Annotated in this window: 15 protein-coding genes; 7 read left to right on the forward strand and 8 right to left on the reverse strand. The window is 59.6% G+C overall.

Annotated features, from left to right (window positions below; genetic code table 11):
• Window positions 1–8: 8 nt before the first annotated feature.
• The 7 genes from CVS30_RS02000 to CVS30_RS02030 form a co-directional block, all read right to left on the reverse strand.
• The gene (locus CVS30_RS02000) at window positions 9–386 is read right to left on the reverse strand and encodes a GntR family transcriptional regulator (RefSeq protein WP_110483635.1); all 378 of its coding nucleotides are present in this window, start codon (window positions 384–386) and stop codon (window positions 9–11) included.
• Between the two features lie 6 nt (window positions 387–392).
• Complete coding sequence (locus tag CVS30_RS02005) at window positions 393–2,021, reverse strand: hypothetical protein (protein WP_110483636.1); 1,629 nt, start codon at window positions 2,019–2,021, stop codon at window positions 393–395.
• Window positions 2,022–2,089: 68 nt separating this feature from the next.
• Window positions 2,090–3,121: an isopenicillin N synthase family dioxygenase gene (locus tag CVS30_RS02010; RefSeq protein WP_110483637.1), complete on the reverse strand. Its 1,032-nt coding sequence runs from the start codon at window positions 3,119–3,121 to the stop codon at window positions 2,090–2,092.
• Between the two features lie 199 nt (window positions 3,122–3,320).
• On the reverse strand, window positions 3,321–4,286 hold the full coding sequence (locus CVS30_RS02015) for an NUDIX hydrolase (protein WP_110483735.1): 966 nt from the start codon (window positions 4,284–4,286) through the stop codon (window positions 3,321–3,323).
• Window positions 4,286–6,529, reverse strand: coding sequence for an RNA degradosome polyphosphate kinase (locus CVS30_RS02020; RefSeq protein ID WP_110483638.1), 2,244 nt, complete (start codon window positions 6,527–6,529; stop codon window positions 4,286–4,288). The genes CVS30_RS02015 and CVS30_RS02020 overlap by 1 nt, the downstream gene beginning before the upstream one ends.
• Before the next feature lie 61 nt (window positions 6,530–6,590).
• Window positions 6,591–7,568 (reverse strand): mycothiol synthase, encoded by a 978-nt coding sequence (gene mshD, locus CVS30_RS02025; protein WP_110483639.1) that lies wholly within the window; start codon window positions 7,566–7,568, stop codon window positions 6,591–6,593.
• Window positions 7,569–7,847: 279 nt separating this feature from the next.
• Entirely contained in the window at window positions 7,848–8,546 is a 699-nt protein-coding gene (locus tag CVS30_RS02030) for a winged helix-turn-helix transcriptional regulator (protein WP_110483640.1), read from the reverse strand.
• A gap of 148 nt (window positions 8,547–8,694) precedes the next feature.
• On the opposite strand from CVS30_RS02030, the gene CVS30_RS02035 reads away from it, so the two are divergent.
• The 5 genes from CVS30_RS02035 (at window position 8,695) to CVS30_RS02055 (ending at window position 13,649) form a co-directional block, all read left to right on the forward strand.
• Window positions 8,695–9,429, forward strand: a complete 735-nt coding sequence (locus CVS30_RS02035; RefSeq protein ID WP_110483641.1) for a permease — start codon at window positions 8,695–8,697, stop codon at window positions 9,427–9,429.
• A 183-nt stretch (window positions 9,430–9,612) separates the two neighbouring features.
• Complete coding sequence (locus CVS30_RS02040) at window positions 9,613–10,215, forward strand: heme-binding beta-barrel domain-containing protein (protein WP_110483642.1); 603 nt, start codon at window positions 9,613–9,615, stop codon at window positions 10,213–10,215.
• Between the two features lie 132 nt (window positions 10,216–10,347).
• A complete protein-coding gene (gene ygfZ / locus CVS30_RS02045) occupies window positions 10,348–11,445 on the forward strand; it encodes a CAF17-like 4Fe-4S cluster assembly/insertion protein YgfZ (protein WP_110483643.1) in 1,098 nt (365 codons plus the stop codon).
• Window positions 11,446–11,548: 103 nt separating this feature from the next.
• On the forward strand, window positions 11,549–12,112 hold the full coding sequence (locus tag CVS30_RS02050; RefSeq protein ID WP_110483644.1) for a PadR family transcriptional regulator: 564 nt from the start codon (window positions 11,549–11,551) through the stop codon (window positions 12,110–12,112).
• Window positions 12,113–12,152: 40 nt separating this feature from the next.
• A complete protein-coding gene (locus tag CVS30_RS02055) occupies window positions 12,153–13,649 on the forward strand; it encodes a DHA2 family efflux MFS transporter permease subunit (RefSeq protein ID WP_110483645.1) in 1,497 nt (498 codons plus the stop codon).
• Here the strand turns inward: CVS30_RS02055 and CVS30_RS02060 are convergent.
• Window positions 13,597–14,319 (reverse strand): GNAT family N-acetyltransferase, encoded by a 723-nt coding sequence (locus CVS30_RS02060; protein ID WP_110483646.1) that lies wholly within the window; start codon window positions 14,317–14,319, stop codon window positions 13,597–13,599. The two genes, CVS30_RS02055 and CVS30_RS02060, sit on opposite strands and share 53 nt — an antisense overlap.
• Window positions 14,320–14,536: 217 nt before the next feature.
• Here CVS30_RS02060 and CVS30_RS02065 point away from each other — a divergent pair, with 217 nt between their 5' ends.
• Together CVS30_RS02065 and CVS30_RS02070 are read left to right on the forward strand one after the other, a co-directional pair.
• Complete coding sequence (locus tag CVS30_RS02065; RefSeq protein WP_181419655.1) at window positions 14,537–17,266, forward strand: LPXTG cell wall anchor domain-containing protein; 2,730 nt, start codon at window positions 14,537–14,539, stop codon at window positions 17,264–17,266.
• Between the two features lie 77 nt (window positions 17,267–17,343).
• Window positions 17,344–18,813, forward strand: a complete 1,470-nt coding sequence (locus tag CVS30_RS02070; protein ID WP_110483648.1) for a SpaH/EbpB family LPXTG-anchored major pilin — start codon at window positions 17,344–17,346, stop codon at window positions 18,811–18,813.
• Window positions 18,814–18,871: the final 58 nt, after the last annotated feature.

The following is an 18,871-nucleotide window of genomic DNA, read 5'->3' on the forward strand; positions in this document are numbered from 1 at the left end:
GGTTTAGTCTACTTCCCTCGTTGGTTGAGTCTTCCCTGCAGCACTGTGACGATGGTTGCGTCGGCCAGCCCTGCCTGTTTCCCCTCCTTGATGAGATGTTCGACGGCGGCCATCACCTCCGCGGGCACGTCGGCGTGGTCGGCGGATTGGGCGACCACGGTTCCCTGCCGGCGATTCGTGGCGACACGTCCGGCGGCTTCGAGCTCCTTATAAGCCCGGGCCACAGTGCCGGCGGCGACGCCAAGGTCGGCGGCGAGGCTGCGGACGGTGGGCAGGCGCGTGCCGGGGCGCAGCTCTCCGATGGAGATGAGCGAGGAGATCTGCTTTTGGACCTGTTCGTACGGCGGGGTGGCCGTGGCCAGATCGATGACGATGCGTGCATCCACGGCAGGCTACCTGCTCACACTATGGTCATGGGCTGCCGTTGGCATGAAGTCGTGCGGGGTGAATCCCTTGATGGGGTAGAAACACAGCACGGCGGCCGTAACGAGGAAGGCTGTTCCCACAATGGCGAGAGAAGAATCTGCCGACGGCCCGCCATAAGTGGGTGCCGTGCCGAGATTGATGAGCACTGCTGCTAAAACGGCGAGCAAGCCTGCGGCCGATGTACGCATGATGCGGAAGAGGGAACGCCGGCGTAGCGTGCGGTCCAGCTGATCGGCTGCGTTGGTGAGACCGGGGCGGCGAATGACAACGCTGCCGGCTCCTGCCGTGACGCCAATGATGACGAGGGCACACAGCAAGGGTATGAGGAACTGGGGTGCGGAACGGCTAAAGCCGGGCCAGTCATACATCCCGCCCTTGTTGATGTTTGTTACGGCGATGAGGGCCGGGATGAGGGCAAGGCAGGCCGTGGTGGCAACGATCGCGAGACCGCGAGGGACTGCGGCCAAGAGCCGGTTGCGGGGGTTTCCGGGTCTGGTGTAGTTGTGTCGCAAGACCAGCTCTAGCCCCCAGTGGGCCAACAAGATAAACACGACGACGAGCGTGAGTGGGCCCAACCAGCCGAACCACTTTGTCGTCAGCAGGCCCACAAACAGGCCCGCTATTCCGAGCAGTGGACTGATGGATGCAAAGCTGTCGCTGAATCTGGCGACAGCGACGCCGTCACCTGCGGCGAGTTTTGTGGAACGAGCCGGGAGATACAGGGCGTTGTATCCGGCGTTTTCCGTGGGGGAGTCGAGGAAGGGAGGCTTCCACAACAACATCGCCACGAGGACCGCGATATTGGCCACGGCTAGCCAATTTGTGTAGGACAAGGTCAGCGAGCCTGGCATGGGCTGGACGAGATAGTTCCCGGCGATCGTCGCCAGACCAGACGCTACCGTGGCGCTCACACGTAAGAGCCGGTTGACGCCGATGATGCGCAAGGTCTTGTTCTGCTCGGGGGTGAGGGCCTCGAGGGATCTGCGAGAGGTAATGAGGCGCATGACCAGCAGGGTACCCGCCGCCAAGAGGAGTAAGGCGAGAGTCAGGGCGAGCGCAAGTGGTCCGCCGCTCATCCGCCCGGCCATATATGGGCTCTCGGCGCCGGGAACCGGGGTGGTGATGGCCGCAATCCCGGGAGTGGTGGCCACAAAGAGCATGACGGCTGCGCTGAAGAGGAACACGCCGAACGCAGTCCAGCCCAGGGCGGTGGGGATGTAGTCGCGCATCTTCCGGAACTCGAGGACGGCGACCCGCTTGGTGGCTTTCGGTGCGGGCCGCGTTGCCTGTCCAATGGCGTGGACGCTGACGACTGCCACTACGGGGGCAAAGATGGCAAACCACGGAACGGCATGCCAGGGAGTGGGGTAAAACATGTGGGGATCGTAGATGCCGGCGCGGTTGGCGCCGGCCAGGCTGCTGAACGCCCACGCGATGAGTCCTGTCCACAGGGCATGCCTGCGAATGTACTCAAGGGACTTTGCCGCAGCCTTGCTCCACACGAACATGCGCAGCGCCAGATAGGCCAGCACGGTGACCGCGACGCCGATCATCCCCATGAAGAAGAGGCGTTCCATCCAGTTGGTACCAAACATGCGTCCCCCAACGACTAACGATTCTTTGTACCGAGCGTACGGTACAAAGAATCGTCAGGGGAAGAGGATTACGCCTTTTGTGACTGCTTGGCTAGGAGGTCCGTGTGGTGAGCCTCCACGACGTTCGGGTGGGCGCGGAAACGGTAGCGAAGAGCGTTATCGCCGTAGGTCTCCAGAATGGGGCTATTGCCCGGGTCGGCAGAAACGCCGCGGGCCTTGGCTTGGAACTCCGGGCTGACGGCGAGCTGGGGCATGGTTGCATCCAGGGCCGGGTTGTAGAAGAACGGCAGGGAGATGCGATCCGTTCCGCGCAAGGGGGAGATGACGCGGTGCAGGGTGGCCTTGAGGTAGCCGTTCGTGGCCAGCTCCAACATTTCACCAATATTGACCACAAAGGTGCCGGGCACCTGAGGGGCGTCAATCCACTTGCCCTGGTATTCCACCTGAAGGCCGCCCTTTTCGGGTTCAACGAGGAGAAGCGTCAGCACGCCTCCGTCACGATGGGAACCCACGCCCTGAACGGGATCGGGGTTGGACTCACCGGGGTAACGGACGATCTTCAACAGGGGGAAGGCATGCTCGGCGAAAGCAGCATCGAAGGTGTCTTCAGGGGCTCCAAGAGAAACCGCAAGCGCTCGCAGGAGGTCCAGGGAGATGGAGCTGAGGCGGTCGGTCCATTCGGAAACAATAGCGCGCATCTCCGGGAGTGCTTCGGGCCAAAGGTTTGGGCCTTCAAGGCGCCAGTAGTCCGGCACGTCATCGCCGGGAGCAATCGTGTCGCGCTCGACGCCGATGTCGATCTGTTCGCGCCAGTCCACGCCGCCATCGGTGATTTCGCCACCCATGCGGGTGTAGCCGCGGAACTGAGGGCTGTACACATTTTCAACCGCGAGCTTGAGGTCTTCGGGGAGATCGAAGAAGCGACGCGAGATTTCCAGCATGGAGTCCGTCAGTTTCTGCGGAATGCCGTGGCCACTTAGGTAGAGGAAGCCAACCTCGTGCATAGCGTCGCGCAGTTCATTGCGGAACGCGGTGGCTTCTTCTGCTCCGGCGCTGAGGCGGGAGAAGTCGAGGATGGGCAGTGAATCTAGTGACGGCATGCTATATATCCTTTGCGGTGGCGTTGGCAAGCTGAACCTCTTATTCATCCCAACATTACGCAGCTTTTGTCCTCTATGACGAAGAACATGTCGAAATACTACGGTGGGCGCATGAAAAAGCCCCGGAACATCGCATTATGCGCTTGTTCCGGGGCTCAAGAGAGAGGATAGCCATCCTCCAAATCAACGCTGGGGACGATTAGTCGTCGAACGGTTTGTGCTGCTCCAGGGCGACGATCCGCCCCTGCTCCGCGTGTGAAACATGGACCAGCAGCACCTCCCCTGGTGTCAAGAAAGGATCCAAGGTTGGCAGGGACCGCGCCAATTCGGGCGTCATATGGTTGGCAAGCGCCGCAAGGATCGTCGGCAAGACGGGTCGGTGGGTACACACGGCCGTGGCGCTGTTCCGAGTCAGGAGCTTTTCAACGACGGCTTCAACCTTGGCCGGGTGCCGATTGTGATCGGCTTCCGTCAGCCACGGCACCACCTTCACCTTGGCCTTCGTGAGCTGGGCATAGGGTGAAATCGTTGAGATGCAGCGCATCCAACCACTCGTAAAGATCCGGCCAGGGTGCCACGACATCATCAAACGCTGGAGATACAAGGCCTGGCGTTTGCCGGTGGCCGCCAGTGGGCGTTCACCTTCCGCGCGGGTCCATGCAGAACGAGGCTTGGCCTTGGCATGCCGGACGATCAGTAGCGGCCACGTGTCCAAGGTTCCGGCCTCATACGCCGTCACCAGGGCTTCCAGCGGTTCCACATCCGAGGGGTTCGAGAGCAGACCGCGTGCCTTGTTGGGGCTGCACCACGCGATGGCGTCTACTTCTTTCCCGTCGGCGATGGCAGGCATGTCGTCGACGGAAGAAGCCCAGTAGTGCACCTGCTTCAGACCCGGCTTTACCACGTAACGAATGGGAGGCAGCGGGATGCCCAGGGTGATGGGTAGCCCCACCTCCTCGAGCACCTCGCGGACAGCGCACTCGGGCAAGGTTTCACCCTTGCCGAGCTTGCCCTTAGGCCAAGACCAGTCGTCGTAGCGCTGGCGGTGAATCAAAAGCACTTCGAGCTTCTTTTTCTTCACCCGCCAGCACAAGGCTCCAGCTGCGTAGACGGCGGCAACAGAGTCGACGTCGATAATTTCCTCTAGGTGTTCAGTCGTGCGCATTACCGGTGCAGTGTTGATCGCGGACGTGAACGGTTGGCGAGCAACCACGACTGGACATCAAGCAGGGGTTTTCCTTCAGCATCTTGGTGGTGGCGCTTCCATTCGCCCTCATTATCAAGGTGCCAGCTAGCGGTCGCCGGATCGAGGTAGCGAGTGAGGAGCGAGTTCACCTCGGAGATATCGTCCTTGTTGGAAAGCCGCACCAGCGCCTCAACACGGCGGTCAAGGTTGCGGTGCATCATATCGGCCGAGCCGATGTAAACCAGCGGATCTCCGCCGTTGGCGAAGGTGAAGACGCGTGAGTGTTCCAGGAAGCGCCCCAGCACGGAGCGGACGGTGATGTTTTCGCTCAAACCGGGAACTCCCGGACGCAGGGAGCAAATGCCACGCACGATCACACCGACCTCCACACCGGCCTGTGAAGCGCGGTACAGGGAGTCGATGATGGCCTCATCAACCATGGAGTTGACCTTGATGCGGACGCTCGCGGGCAGCCCGGCCTTCTTGTTGGCAATTTCGGCGTCGATGCGCTCGATCAAACCGGAGCGTACGGAACGCGGTGCAACCAACAAGCGGTCGAAGGAGGTCTTGGGTGCGTATCCGGAGAGCTGGTTGAACAGCTTCGAGAGATCTTCACCGACTTGGTTATCGGCGGTGAGCAAACCAAGGTCCTCGTAGTACCGTGCCGTACGAGGGTGGTAGTTACCCGTTCCGATGTGGCAGTAGCGGCGCAGGCCGTCCTGTTCTTGACGCACCACCAGAGAGAGCTTGCAGTGCGTCTTGAGGCCCACGATGCCGTACACCACGTGCACGCCGGCCTGCTCTAGCTTGCGAGCCCAAGAGATGTTGGCCTGCTCGTCAAAGCGTGCCTTGATCTCCACAAGTGCCAGGACCTGCTTGCCGGCTTCGGCAGCATCGACGAGTGCATCGACAATGGGGGAGTCGCCCGAGGTGCGGTACAGGGTCTGCTTGATAGCACGGACCTTGGGATCGGCTGCGGCTTGTTCCAGAAAGGCCTGAACCGACGTTGAGAACGCGTCGTAGGGGTGGTGCAGGAGAATGTCACGACGGCGCATGGCAGCAAAGACGTTGGCAGCCTTGGACGTTTCCGAGGCGTTCAGGTCACGGGAGGTATGAGCCACGTGCTTGGGGTAGCGAAGATCCGGACGGTCAATGCCGCCAATGATGGACAAGCCGCGCAGATCCAGGGGAGCGGGGAGGAAGTACACCTCGTCCTCGTCTACATCGAGTTCGCGCACCAACAGCTCGAGAATGCTCGGGTTGATATCGGTGGCGACCTCGAGACGAACCGGCGGGCCAAACTTACGGCGCAACAGTTCTTTTTCGAGGGCCTGCAGGAGGTTCTCGGCGTCGTCCTCTTCTACCTCGAGATCCTCGTTGCGGGTCACGCGGAAGGTGTGGTGCTCCACAATCTCCATGCCGGGGAAGAGCTGGTCCAGGTGCTGGGCGATGACTTCTTCCAAAGGGATGAAGCGGGCAACACGACCAGGGGTCGTGCCGGCTCGCGGGCCATCCAAAGAGACTAGTCGTTCCAACAGATCCGGGACCTTCAAACGTGCAAAGAGTTCCTTGTCGCTGACCGGGTTACGCACCACAACGGCCAGGTTCAGGGAAAGCCCGGAGATGTACGGGAACGGGTGGGCCGGATCCACCGCGAGCGGGGTGAGGATCGGGAAGATCTTCTCGGCAAACATCTTCGAAAGCTGGATCTTGGAGGGATCGTCGAGCTCGTCCCAATGCACTAGGTGGATGTGCTCGTAGGCCAGGGCCGGACGGATCTGGTTGGCGAAAACATGCGCGTGCCGCGACTGCAGATCGTGCGCTGCGTCGCTGATCTGCTCCAGCACCTCCATGGGGCTCAACCCGGCGGGGGACGGCACAGCCAGGCCGGCGGCGATGCGGCGCTTGAGGCCGGCCACGCGAACCATGAAGAACTCGTCAAGGTTGGAGGCAAAGATGGACAGGAAGTTGACCCGTTCCAGCAGCTGCAGATCGGGGTCTTCAGCCAATTCCAGCACGCGGGCGTTGAACGCCAGCCAGCTCAGTTCCCGGTCGAGGAAACGGTCAGGGCTGATATCGCCCTCGGGAATGAGCGTTGGCTCAAAATCCGGGATCTCAATGCGGTCCTGGGTTGCCCGGGAAGCAGGGACTTCGCCGGCGCTAAATCGTTCCCGACCATTAGCCACAGCTAGCGTCGCGGTTCCTTTGTATTCACGCTTCATCAACAAGTCCTCATAGTTGGTAATGCTTTGTATCAAGCCTACAAGCCGCAGCGGCTGAATATTATGCCGACATGGGTCCGTACATAACATCGGAATCCCACTTGGTGAATCCCAGCTTGCGGTAGAGCGCCACAGCAGCCTCGTTGTCCGCGTCAACGTACAGCATAATGGCGCTCAGCCCGGCCTGATGGAGGTAATCAATGCCTTGCCGGGTCAACACCTTGCCCAAGCCCAAACCCTGTGCTGCCGGTGTCACGCCCACGACATACACCTCGCCAATCGCCGCCTGACTGCCCCGCGCCGGGTGGACCTTGGTCCAGTGGAATCCCAGGATCTCATCGGCCTCGTTGACAGCCAGGAAGAATCCCGCGGGATCAAACCAGTCCTCGGCCATGCGGGCCTGCAAATCGGCCAGGGTCATGGCCCCTTGCTCCGGGTGATGCGAGAACGCCGCGGCATTGGCCGCCAACCAGGCCTGCTCGTCCTGGTGCGGGACAAATGTCCGCAAGGTCACGCCGTCGGCCGTTAATTGGTGAGAGACAGACTCTCCAGCGGACGACGGCGTCTGCCGGACTAAGCGCATGCGCCACAGTTCCCGGACGGCACGGTATCCGTAGCTGGCTGCCAGATCGGCGGCGGCCTCGTGATCGCCATGGGACCAGGCCTTGATACCTTGCAAGCCGCGAACCTCGACAAGCTTGTTGGCCAGAATGGCGCCGACTCCCTCGTTCCGGTAGGAGGGGTGCACGGCGATCTCGAGTACCCCTTCGCTGCCGTTGCCGACCACAACCGCGACGCCGGCCAAATCCTCACCCATCGAGGGGGAAGCGTTTTCGGGGGCGTAGGTCAAGAGGGTGAGCACCGAATGCGGGCCGGCCGTGGTGGCCTTGAGCTCCACCAGGGTTTGCTCGGAAAAGGGCGGATTGCCATCGGCACTCTCGGCCGCGTCGATCACGGTCTGGATCTCACGCAGGAGCTCGGCTCCGGGTGCGCCAGATACCACGGTCACTGGCCAGTTGTCAGTCTTTGCGGGGCTCATGATGACAGCCTAACGGGGGTAACTGCGCGAAGGCGAGACTCGATGTTCACAGACCGTGTCGCCGACGGGTGCGAGCGAGGCAATTTGCGTGCTGCGGCATGGGTGGCATAGAGTTTGGGAGCAGCATGGCTCGGTTTCATATCGGCTTCTGCCATCGAGGGGGATGCACCAGTGGGGTGTGCTCGATACGTTCGACCCGTATGTCCTCCACCAAAGAGTAAGGCCCGATTCCATCAAGGAATCGGGCCTTACTTGTTGTCCGCCCCAGAGTGGTGCCGCTTAGGCGTCGGTGAGGGCGTCGTCGGTGATCTGCGAAACGGTGAGTCGGTAGCCCACATTGCGGACGGTGCTGATTAAGTTCTCGTTTTCGGAACCGAGCTTGGCCCGCAGGCGACGGACGTGCACGTCAACCGTTCGGGTGCCTCCGTAGTAGTCGTATCCCCAGACTTCGTTGAGTAGCTGCGCCCTCGTGAAAACGCGGCCCGGGTGCTGGGCGAGGTATTTCAGAAGTTCAAATTCTTTGTACGTCAGGTTCAAGACGGTGCCATGGACGCGGGCCGTGTAGCTATCTTCGTCGATAACGATGCCGGAGGCGTGAATTTCTTGATTCGAGTCATCGTCACTGTTCGCGGCACGGGTGACGGCAAGCCGGATGCGGGCCTCAACCTCGGCGGGGCCGGCAGAATCGAGAATGACATCATCGGCGGCCCACGAGGCCGTAACGGCGGCCATACCACCCTCGGTGAGGACCAGTACCAGGGGAACGTTGATCCCGGTCGCCCGCAGCAACTGCGTCAAGGAACGGGCGCCGGCCAGGTCCTTGCGCGCATCAACCATGATCAGATCTGAGGGCTTGGCATCCAGCAGGGCAGTGGGGACCGCGGGGAGGATGTGGACGGTGTGGCTCAAAAGTTCAAGGGCAGGCAGAACATCCACGGAGCTTCCGTGGTTGTTGGTCAGCATTAAGATCTGCGACATGACTTCCTAACAAAGTGCTTATTACGCGCATCTTTGAGCGACGAAACAACTGCATATCCTGCATGAGTGGGGTCGCCCAAAAACATCCGACGCCTCGCCCGTAGGGTTGTTCCACAGTGTACCGGCAGAACTAAGGCAGGATTGATCTGTGAAGTCATCTGCAGCCGGAGTTGTTGGAATCGTCGCCCTTGCACTAGTAGTGCAGGGGCACCATGTGGGAATCGGATATGTGGTGGGTGTCAGTGCTGCCCTTTCGGTCATCTTTGGCTTCGGTTGGCCCCATTATTTGGGGATCCCTGCGAAGAAAACACTCGGCACCATCATTGCCCTCACCGGGGTGGGTGCGTCGTTGAGTGTGGGTCTGGCCGTAGGCCCTGACTATTTGATGTGGACGCCGATCTACATTGCCCTAGGATTTGGCGCCATCATGGTCGTCCAGATCATCCGCGGCACGGGACAAAAGCATCGTTTGGAATCCACTCTTGGTGCTGGCGCCGGTGTCATCATCGCGGGGTTCGCCTGCGGTTGGGTCGCTTCGCTGCGTTATCTGGGGGAACCCGGGCTGACCCTCATTGTGGGAATTAGTGCCGCCGTTGCCCTGCTGGCGGGGATGCTGCCGTGGCCTGAACGAATCGTTGCCCCTTTGACCATTGCTCTCGCGGGGTTGGCTGGCCCGCTGGCTGCCTTGATCTTTTCCGATGTGCGGATTCTTCCGGCCATGGCTCTGGGTGTCCTGGCCGGCGCTGTCATTGCGGCCTTCCATCGCCTCCGAACACTATCCCAGCCGACGGGCAACTGGTTGAGTCTTATCTCCGCCGCGCTCGCCCCGCTTTTGCCCTTAGGCTCGCTGTTGTACTTCGTGGAAAAGCTACTTCTGCGCTAGACCTTCGAGGTAATCCTCTCCGATCCGTGAAAAACGCGGCCAGAACATTGTTAGGATGGCACCATGAGCGTACTTGCCTTCGAAATTTTCTTTATCTGCCTCTTGGCTGTGGCCGGCGTGACCATGGCATGGTTTGCTGGACTGGTGGTGTGGCGTCTCTTCAAGGGTCAGCAGTAATCTGCCGTGGCCATTGAGATTCCCACAGACCTAACGCCGGAACTGGTCCCGCTGTCATGGCTGCTTGGTACCTGGACGGGTGCTGGCCGCCTTGGTGCCGGTGAAGACGATTCTGAACACTTCACCCAAACAGTCACCTTTGCCTCCAACGGTCTGCCCTACCTGCAGTACAAGGCCGAGTCCTGGCTGACGGACGAGGCTGGCACTGTCTTGCGTCCACTCTCGGTTGAGACTGGATTCTGGCAACTGGATCGGCCATTAAACGAGTCCGACGGCGGACCCGGCCTGATCCCGGCCGATATCGTCCCAGCCCTGCGCACCGCCGATGATGTTGAAGCCCTGCGCAATGCTGACGGCGGATTCGACATCATGGTCAATATTGTTCACCCCGGCGGTATCTCCGAGTTGTACTACGGGGCCATCAAGGGGCCGCAGATTCAGCTATCCACCGACGCCGTCATGCGCGGAGCCGGAGCGAAGGCCTACACGGCCGCAACCCGCATCTTCGGGCTCGTCAATGGCGATCTTTACTGGCGCTGGGATGTTGCCGCACACGGCAAGTCCCTTGCGGCTCACGCCTCCGCTGCACTTCGTAAGGCAGCTTCCTAAATTTCATACATCCGTTGACTTGTCAGATAAGGCCGCTTTGAAGCATTCAAAGCGGCCTTATCTGACAAGTCAACGCTGCATAGTGACCTCGCTGGCCGGAATAGCCCGCGAGAAGAAGGCGTTGGAATCGTTATGAGCTATTTGAGTCCCCTTTTGAACCGATCAGGCGCCGTGCAAGCAGGTGGCCTCGATGCCGGAGTTGCTGCCCACTACGGCGACCCCAACCGTGAGCAGCGCCTACTGGCCGGTTACCTCGGGAAGCCGGGGTCCGCCGTGGTGGATCTTTCCCATCGTGGCGTCATCACCGTCACCGGGCCGGACCGACTGAGCTGGCTCAATACCTTGTCCTCGCAATCGTTGACCCAGCTACCGGCCGGCGTCAGCACCGAGCTGTTGCTGCTGACGATCCAGGGCCGAATCGAGTTTGATGCCCGGGTGATTGACGATGGTGAAACCACGTGGCTCATCGTGGAAACCGCCGAAGCGGAGCCGCTCGCAACCTGGCTCAACTCCATGAAGTTCATGCTGCGCGTGGAGATCGCCGATGTTTCCGCGGATTGGGCTGTGCTGGGCTCCGTCACGGACGTTCCCGAGTGGAACGAGCTGCTCGTGTGGGTTGATCCGTGGCCTCAGGTTGGTGCCGGTGGATACAGCTATGCGGCGATCGACGAGGCCGAACACCCGGGCCTGGAACGTCCCTGGCGTGAGTACCTGGTTCCTGCTGCCACGCTGGAAGAGACGTTGGGTGGCCGGTCGCTGGCTGGCGTATGGGCCGCCGAGGCACTGCGTGTGGCCGCCTGGCGTCCGCGCCGTGGTGCCGAGACAGACGAGAAGACCATCCCGCATGAACTAGACCTCTTGCGGACGGCCGTTCACCTGGTCAAGGGTTGCTATAAGGGCCAGGAAACCATCGCCCGCGTTCATAACCTCGGGCATCCGCCGCGCCGTCTGGTGTTCTTGCAGCTCGATGGATCGCTCCACACCTTGCCCGCACCCGGTAGCCAGGTGCTCTTGGAAGACCGTGTGGTGGGAACTGTCACCTCGGTGGCGCAGCACTACGAAATGGGTCCGATCGCCTTGGCGCTCGTGAAGCGTTCCCTCGATCCAGATGCCGTGCTGAGCGTCAACGACGACGGCGAGCTGTACCCTGCCAATCAGGAACTCATCGTTGCAACCGATGCCGGTCAGGTCGTGGGTCGGCAGTCAGGATTCTTGCGCACTCCGCGCTAGCGCCTGCGCATTCATTGCGTTTCACCTCTCACCTCGGATTCCTTGCGCTCCATTATTCCGCATGGAATAATTCTTGTGGAATAGGATGAGGGGAATCGCAAGAATGGCACAAATTAAGCCGCTGACGCCATTGGGTATTTCGGCGTTGGGACTTCTCATCGAACGGCCCATGCATCCGTATGAGATGTATCAGGTCCTCATGCAACGTCATGAGGACCGGATCGTCAAGGTCCGCCCCGGCACGCTGTATCACGCGGTAGCTCGGCTGGCAGTTGACGGTTTGGTGGAACCGGTGAGTACGGAACGCGATGGTAATCGTCCAGAACGCACCACCTATGCCATCCTTCCGGCAGGCAGGGTTGCACTCCGAGCCCGCATCGAAGATTTGTTATCGACGCCCATCAATGAGTATCCGTGTTTTCCCCAGGCTTTGGACGAGGCGCACAACCTGCCGGCTGACTCCGTTGTCGAACTTCTCGAACATCGTCTGGCCCTCTTGCAAGAGCAACTGAGTGAGCTGGAAATGGGTGTTGCGAAGGCTTTGGCTAAAGGTATTGAGCCACGATTCTTGGTCGACGCCGATTATCAACAAGTCTTGCTGAACGCCGAAATTCGGTGGCTTGGCCAGCTGTGTGGCGACATTAGCTCCGGGGCTTTGCCCTGGTGAAAATGCTGCTCCCACGTACGAATCTAGATTAAGGAACTCCATGGAAACCGTGGAAAAACCGTGGCCCGCGCTATGGGCACTCGTACTGGGATTCTTCATGATCCTGGTAGATTCAACTATCGTCTCGGTGGCCAATCCCAAGATCATGGAGGGCCTGAATACCGACATTAACTCGGTCATTTGGGTGACCAGTGCTTACCTCCTGGCCTATGCGGTGCCGTTGCTCGTGACCGGCCGCCTCGGGGATAAGTATGGTCCCAAGAATTTGTACCTCATCGGCCTGTTGGTCTTCACCCTCGCATCCCTGTGGTGCGGTCTCTCGGGCGATATCAGCACGCTGATCATTGCCCGTGTGGTGCAAGGGCTCGGGGCTTCCATGATGACCCCGCAGACCATGGCCATCATCACGCGTATCTTCGCCCCGGACAAGCGTGGACCGGCCATGGGCCTCTGGGGTGCCACTGCCGGTGTCGCCATGCTGGTGGGCCCCATTGCCGGTGGCCTTCTCGTGGATGGCATGGGCTGGGAATGGATCTTCATTGTCAACGTGCCGGTGGGTATTGTCGCATTTGTGCTCGCATGGAAGCTTGTGCCCAAGCTGCAAACGCACGAGCATAAATTTGACCTGCTCGGCGTGGCCCTGAGTTCTATTGGTTTGTTCCTGCTGGTCTTTGGTATTCAAGACGGCGAGAAGTACAACTGGGGCACCATCGCCGGGCCGCTCTCGGTTTGGAGCATGATCATCGCCGGAATCGTGTTCCTCGGGGCCTTCATCTGGTGGCAGGCAGTCAATAAGGGGGAGCCACTGATCCCCCTGTCACTGTTCAAGGTTCGCAATTTCTCCTTGGCCAATATCGCCATCACCACCATGGGCTTCAGCGTGACCGCCATGAGCCTTCCGCTGTTCTTTTACTACCAATTGGTCCGCGGAATGACACCCACCGAGTCGGCCCTCATGATGGTTCCCATGGCCGTGTTCTCGCTGATCTTGGCACCCGTCGTCGGGAAGCTGGTCGACAAGGTGAATCCGCGCTATGTCGCCTGCACGGGCTTCATCTTGATGTCCATCTCCTTGTTGTGGACGGCCTCGCTCATGAGCCCCGACACCGCGATCTGGCTGTTCCTGCTTCCGAGCGGCCTTTTGGGTATTGCCAGTTCGGGCATTTGGGCCCCACTGTCGACGACGGCGACTCGCAACCTTGCGCCGCGTGAGGCCGGCGCTGGCTCCGGAATTTACAACACGACTCGCCAGATTGGCTCGGTTTTGGGCAGTGCTGCCATTGCCGCTTTGATCGCCGGTCGTCTGGCCGCGGAACTACCAGCTGGTGCCGCCGGTGGAGCCTCCGGCGCGGCAGGTCAGATCCCCGAATTCCTGCGGGCCGGCTATTCCACGGCCATGGCACAGTCGACGCTGCTGCCTGCGGCCGCGGTGATCTTGGGTGCCGCGGCAGCCATCATGTTCGCCAAGCCGCGTTCAGTGGATGCTATCTATTCGGACTTTGAAGGGAAATCCGAGTCTGCAGCCCGGCAACGCTAAGCCCCAGTGAGGCTGCCAGGGCATGAGCGGGTGCGTTGTTGATATCGGCCTGCCATTGCACGATGAGTCCGGCGGCTAAAGCTTCATGCGCCGCGATACTGGTGGCCAAACGGCCAAGGCCTTGCCGCCGGGACTCTGGGGCTACCAGAGTCCCGAGGCGAGCCAGCAATCCTTGGTACTCCCCGTAGGCACTACAGGCGAGGGGTTCGGCGTCGGACTCTCCTGAATCCATAATGGTAAAGCTATGAGCCAGCCGGACTAGGCCCACCTCGTTGACATCGTCCGGCGGGCAGAGTGCCTCCAGCGCACTGATTGGCTCCAATCCGGTGGAGACATGGACGGTGTCCTCGGGCTGATGCAGCTCTAAATCATCGGCGTAGTAGAGCGCCTCGGTGCCAAAGCCCTTGCCGCTATAGTCCCTCGTCAGGCGCATCATGGTCGCATGATCACTGAGTTCGTCGTCGCTAAGAGCCTCCGCCGCGGCCAGCAACTCGGCAGGTCCAGTGAGGACAGCTTTGTCCCACAAGCGCAGGAACGTGAGTGTTGGGGCATCTGTGGCATGGGTGATCCGCGACCCGTCGGCCGCGACAAGGAGCGAATCTGCGGGCAGTTGCAGACCGCGTTCCCAAGCCAAGAAAACGATGGGCGCGGACGAAAGGTCAAAGGTCATGGCTTCAACGGTAGCGCCTGAAGAAAACTTGTGTGAATGCTGCGGGTCACCGGCCGCACACTCTATGACCTGAATCACTAAACGAGTGACTAACTCTCAAAATAGAGTGGTGGAACTCAAAAAGTAGAGTGATTACCACTCGAGTTTTCCTCTCACGCTTCTCCCTACGATGGTTGCGCGCACCTTGCGCCGACAATTATCTCTCTGGGGGAGTGACATGCTTTTTAATTCGTTTGCCCAACGCCGGTCCGACGGCCGGCATTATTCTGGGCCTGCGAAATCGGGGTCTCAAACAGTCGCTAAGCGGATTTCCGCGGGCATCCTTGGGCTCGCCCTGCTGGCCAGCATCGGAGCTGGTGCGGTTGTCTCAGACCCAGCACAAGCAAACACACCCGATGCCACGGCATCGGCCACTCCCGGTGTGGCTCAGACGGTGGAGAGTAATGAAGCTCCTGTGATGGCTACGACGACGGAAGCTGCTGTCGAGTCGCCCCTGACGGCGACGGCAACTGTGACCCCGGAGGAAGAAATTCCCCAGGCCGACGACAGTGAAGCCGCTGCTGCGGCCAGTGCCGAAGCGATCGTTGTTGAAACTCCCAAGACTCCCGTGCGTGCCGCCAAGGAAGCGCCGCTAGCGCAGCTTTTAGCTGCTCCTGCCGTGAGGTTGAGCTGTGCTTCTGGAATTGTCTACACGACAGATACCAGTGGAGTTATCCGCCGGGTCAACACCGCCACTGGTGCGCAGACCACGGTAGATACCATTCAGGCTTCAGGGCAACTCCTTAACGGTTTGGCGCTCACGAAGAATGCCAATTTTGCTTACGCAGTCGGCACACAAGCAATCCGGGGAAACAGGGATCCCGAGAACGTTGGTGACGTGACTGTGTACCAGTATGAATCGTCAACGGGAAATACTACGGCCCTCAATGGTGCCCAAAATGTAGCCATTACCTTTCAGAACTTCGTGATGGGTGGAATTAATCCGAAGACTGATATTTATTACTACGGCCGTGTTGTTGGTGCGACGCTCGAACTCTACGCTTTCAATACTCAGAGCGGCACGAATATTGGCAAAGTAGGATCTTTCAACGTACCCGCCGACTCCCGTGGAACGAACCGGGTCAATGGTGACTTGGTTTTCAGCTCCGAGGGCATCATGTATTTCGTTGCCAGCGCAGAGTCAACGGCAACTGATTCAAACATTCTGATGCGGGTGAATCAAACACTTCCAACAACGGCAGGCAATACTGCATTAACTGCTTCGAAGATTACGAACCTGAACATCAACAACCAAGCGAAGCAGTTCAACGGGATTGCTTTCGACGGAGGCCATCTTTTCCTTGATACCTCTGCCGGAGAGCTGTTCAAGGTAGATCCCAGCAGCGGCAACGTTGTAACATCTCGTTCGAATGTCTTGAGCGCTCCTGTTGATATGGCTTCATGCCAGTACAACAACACGCTTCTGGTGCAGAAGAACATTGTTGACCGGGTCGTCAGTGCCGATCAATTCATCATGAAAGCAGCAGTTGGCGGCACGTTGATCGGCACTGACGGAACCACAACAGGATCCACCGCCGGTCTCCAGACAGCCGACGGTACCTTCGGATCAAGCGTTCCGATCAGTGGAAGTGTCATCACAATCAGCGAGACTGGGACGGTCGGAACTAATCTATCCAACTATTCCTCGACCTGGAGCTGCACCGACCAGGGTGGTGCTGCAGTGGGCTCCGGAACGGGTACTTCGGGTTCATTTACTTTTCCTCCCCAGGAAACCAGTGGCGTGAACGTCAAGTGCATCTTCACGAACTCGCCGAAGAGCTCTCAGGTCACGGTCACGAAGACCTGGGTTAATGCTGTGACTGGCGACACCGCAGGCTTCACCGCCAATACCGCGACAGGCACGTCCGTGGCATCCACTAGCGGCAATGTCATCACGGCCAATTTCTACCAGGGAACCATGGTTAACGTGGCCGAGGTTCTCGGCGCGGCTAACAAGGGTATCTATGCCACCACTCTCAAGTGCACGAATGCCGAGGGTGCACCAGTGACGCAAGGGACCCTGACGGGCTCCTTTAGGCTCGGCGCCAGCAACGTCACCTGTGCTTATGTGAATACGAATACGCCAGCCTCGATCGTCGTCGACAAGAAGTGGATCGTTGACGGGGTTGCCTATGACAACGGCAAGCAGCCTTCCGGTATCTCCGCAGCGCTGACGCTGACCGGTCCCGGCGCTGCCGGTGCCACGGCACAGGGATGGGCCACCGCACGCACGGGGTACTTTGCGGGCGATAACGTCTCTATCGCCGAGACCATGAGTATTGACCCGCAGATGCGGTGCACGCTGACCAAGTCAGCACTGACGCTCGCCAACGGAACAACAGTCTCGAACACGCTTCCTTCAAACGTGGTGTTGGCTGCCGGGTCCAATAGCTATCTCGTCACTAACACGGTGGATTGCCGCACGGAGCTGACCTTGCTGAAGTTCATCGACGGTAGCAACGGCACCAAGCTGTCCCCGAGCGACTTCACCTTGACGGCTACTCCCAGTAGCGGAACAGCCTTACAGGTTCCCGGTGCAAATACTGTGACGGCGGCGAATACGAAGGTTGTTCCTGCTGGAACTGCATACACCTTGAGCGAGTCAAGCCCCACCCAGTTCGCTTATCAGCAACTGAGTTTGCAGCGGTACACCGGAGTGGTGAATGCCAACGGCACGCTCGCCGACCCCACTGCGTGGGTAGACGCCGCGGCGACAAATGTCTCTGTTCCGCGCGGACACCACGAGATTTACCGCTTCGTGAACGCCAGCGTCCCTGCTTTCACTCTTCCGCTAACTGGCGGTTCGGGATCTTCGCCTTACCTGCTGGTGGGAGGTGGCCTGCTGGTTTTGGCCGTCCTGGCTGCCGCATGGGTCATCGCGAGAAGGGTTAGGTCTAATCGATCATGACTCGCTGTGGCATAGCCACCCTCTGAACTTTCCATATTTTTCAAAGCTTTACTCACACCTTGATTAGGAAACCTCTCATGTCAAAAGCACTCAATCCCTTCACCCGGCGGCTTACCGCTGGTATCGGCATCGCCGCCATTGCGGCCGCAACAATGTTTGGCAGCATGCTCCCAGCCAGCGCAGCCGATACGACTCCGGGCCCCGGAAATATCGACAATGCGATTAGCAAGTCACTGACAATCCACAAGTTCGCGCAGCCCGCGACTGTGGGAACCGCGCCTGACGGAACGGAGCTCCCGAGCTCCGCGACGAGCGGCCTAGACGCCTTGAATGGTGTGAAGTTCAAGGTTGAGAAGGTCAATAATATTGACTTGAGCACCAATGAGGGCTGGGCTCAGACGGTTGGTTTGACCCCCGGTGCCGTAGCCGCAGCGGATCTTACGTTCGTTGCCGAAGCCGCGACCGTCAACGGTGTTGTCACTTTCCCGAACCTCGCTAAGGCGGTGTACCTGGTGACCGAAACCGACCCGGGTGCCAACAACATTGCCTTTGCCGCCAAGCCGTTCTTGGTGACCTTGCCGCTTCCCAACAAGAGTGACAGCTCCTGGATCTACGATGTTCATGTTTACCCCAAGAACTCCATCACCGAGTTGTCGAAGACTGTAGATGACTCCACTGGAACTGGCCTTGGAACTGACGTGAAGTGGTCCATCGCTGCCAAGGTTCCCGCCAAGTCCGAGGGCAATGCCCTTGAATCCTTTGCCATCTCCGATACCCTCGATTCACGCTTGAGCTACAAGAGCGCCACCGTCACCTTGGATCCGGCAAGCTCGGCTTTGGTTCTGGACACTGACTACACGATTGATACGACGACGACTCCCGGCACGGTACTCATCAACTTCACGCCTGCCGGCCTTGCCAAGCTCGTTCCCGGCGCAACGGTCAACGTCTCCTTGGTCACCACCGTTGTCTCGCTGGGCGGCGTCTCGGGTGTCATCGAAAACAAGGCCGTTAGCTTCATCAACGACAGCAGCTTCACCTCCAACACGGTCAAGACCGTGTGGGGTAACGTCATCATCCACAAGGTAGCTGCCAACGATGAAAGCAAGTCCCTGACTGGCGCTGAATTCCAGGTCTACACAAGCGAAGCCGATGCCAAGGCAGGTACCAACCCGGTAGTTGTCTCCGGTACCTCCACCTTTACCTCAAACGCTAGCGGAATCGTTCAGATCGACGGCTTGCGAGCCACCGTGAACGGCACCGACACCGTAGTTGACTACTGGCTCGTTGAGACCAAGGCTCCGGCCGGTTACACGGTTGCCGGCGATGCCAGCAAGAGCAACCCGAAGAAGTTCTTCGTTGCTCAGGGCAAGGTCGCAACGACCATCGACATCACGGTTGCTAACCCGCAGACCCCGCCGTTCATGCTTCCCCTCACGGGTGGCCCGGGAACCGTGGCCTTCATGATCGTAGGACTGGGCCTGTTGTCCATCGCCGGTGGCGTGGCACTTCGCAAGCGCAGCACCCGCAGCGTTTCGCAGATCTAGTAACTCCCGCTGTACCCGGGGAGAGCCGCTGACAGTGTCTCTCCCCGGGGCCTTGACC

Origin of the sequence: Arthrobacter psychrolactophilus, from assembly GCF_003219795.1 — a bacterium.
Taxonomy (GTDB): Bacteria; Actinomycetota; Actinomycetes; order Actinomycetales; family Micrococcaceae; genus Specibacter; species Specibacter psychrolactophilus.

What these genes read in the sequence shown, in the direction of transcription:
- CVS30_RS02005 (WP_110483636.1), bottom strand. Translation starts at nt 2,021, where the DNA reads ATGTTTGGTACCAACTGGATGGAACGCCTCTTCTTCATGGGGATGATC.
- CVS30_RS02010 (WP_110483637.1), bottom strand. Translation starts at nt 3,121, where the DNA reads ATGCCGTCACTAGATTCACTGCCCATCCTCGACTTCTCCCGCCTCAGC.
- CVS30_RS02015 (WP_110483735.1), bottom strand. Translation starts at nt 4,286, where the DNA reads ATGCGCACGACTGAACACCTAGAGGAAATTATCGACGTCGACTCTGTT.
- CVS30_RS02020 (WP_110483638.1), bottom strand. Translation starts at nt 6,529, where the DNA reads ATGAAGCGTGAATACAAAGGAACCGCGACGCTAGCTGTGGCTAATGGT.
- mshD (WP_110483639.1), bottom strand. Translation starts at nt 7,568, where the DNA reads ATGAGCCCCGCAAAGACTGACAACTGGCCAGTGACCGTGGTATCTGGC.
- CVS30_RS02030 (WP_110483640.1), bottom strand. Translation starts at nt 8,546, where the DNA reads ATGTCGCAGATCTTAATGCTGACCAACAACCACGGAAGCTCCGTGGAT.
- ygfZ (WP_110483643.1), top strand. Translation starts at nt 10,348, where the DNA reads ATGAGCTATTTGAGTCCCCTTTTGAACCGATCAGGCGCCGTGCAAGCA.
- CVS30_RS02050 (WP_110483644.1), top strand. Translation starts at nt 11,549, where the DNA reads ATGGCACAAATTAAGCCGCTGACGCCATTGGGTATTTCGGCGTTGGGA.
- CVS30_RS02055 (WP_110483645.1), top strand. Translation starts at nt 12,153, where the DNA reads ATGGAAACCGTGGAAAAACCGTGGCCCGCGCTATGGGCACTCGTACTG.
- CVS30_RS02060 (WP_110483646.1), bottom strand. Translation starts at nt 14,319, where the DNA reads ATGACCTTTGACCTTTCGTCCGCGCCCATCGTTTTCTTGGCTTGGGAA.
- CVS30_RS02065 (WP_181419655.1), top strand. Translation starts at nt 14,537, where the DNA reads ATGCTTTTTAATTCGTTTGCCCAACGCCGGTCCGACGGCCGGCATTAT.
- CVS30_RS02070 (WP_110483648.1), top strand. Translation starts at nt 17,344, where the DNA reads ATGTCAAAAGCACTCAATCCCTTCACCCGGCGGCTTACCGCTGGTATC.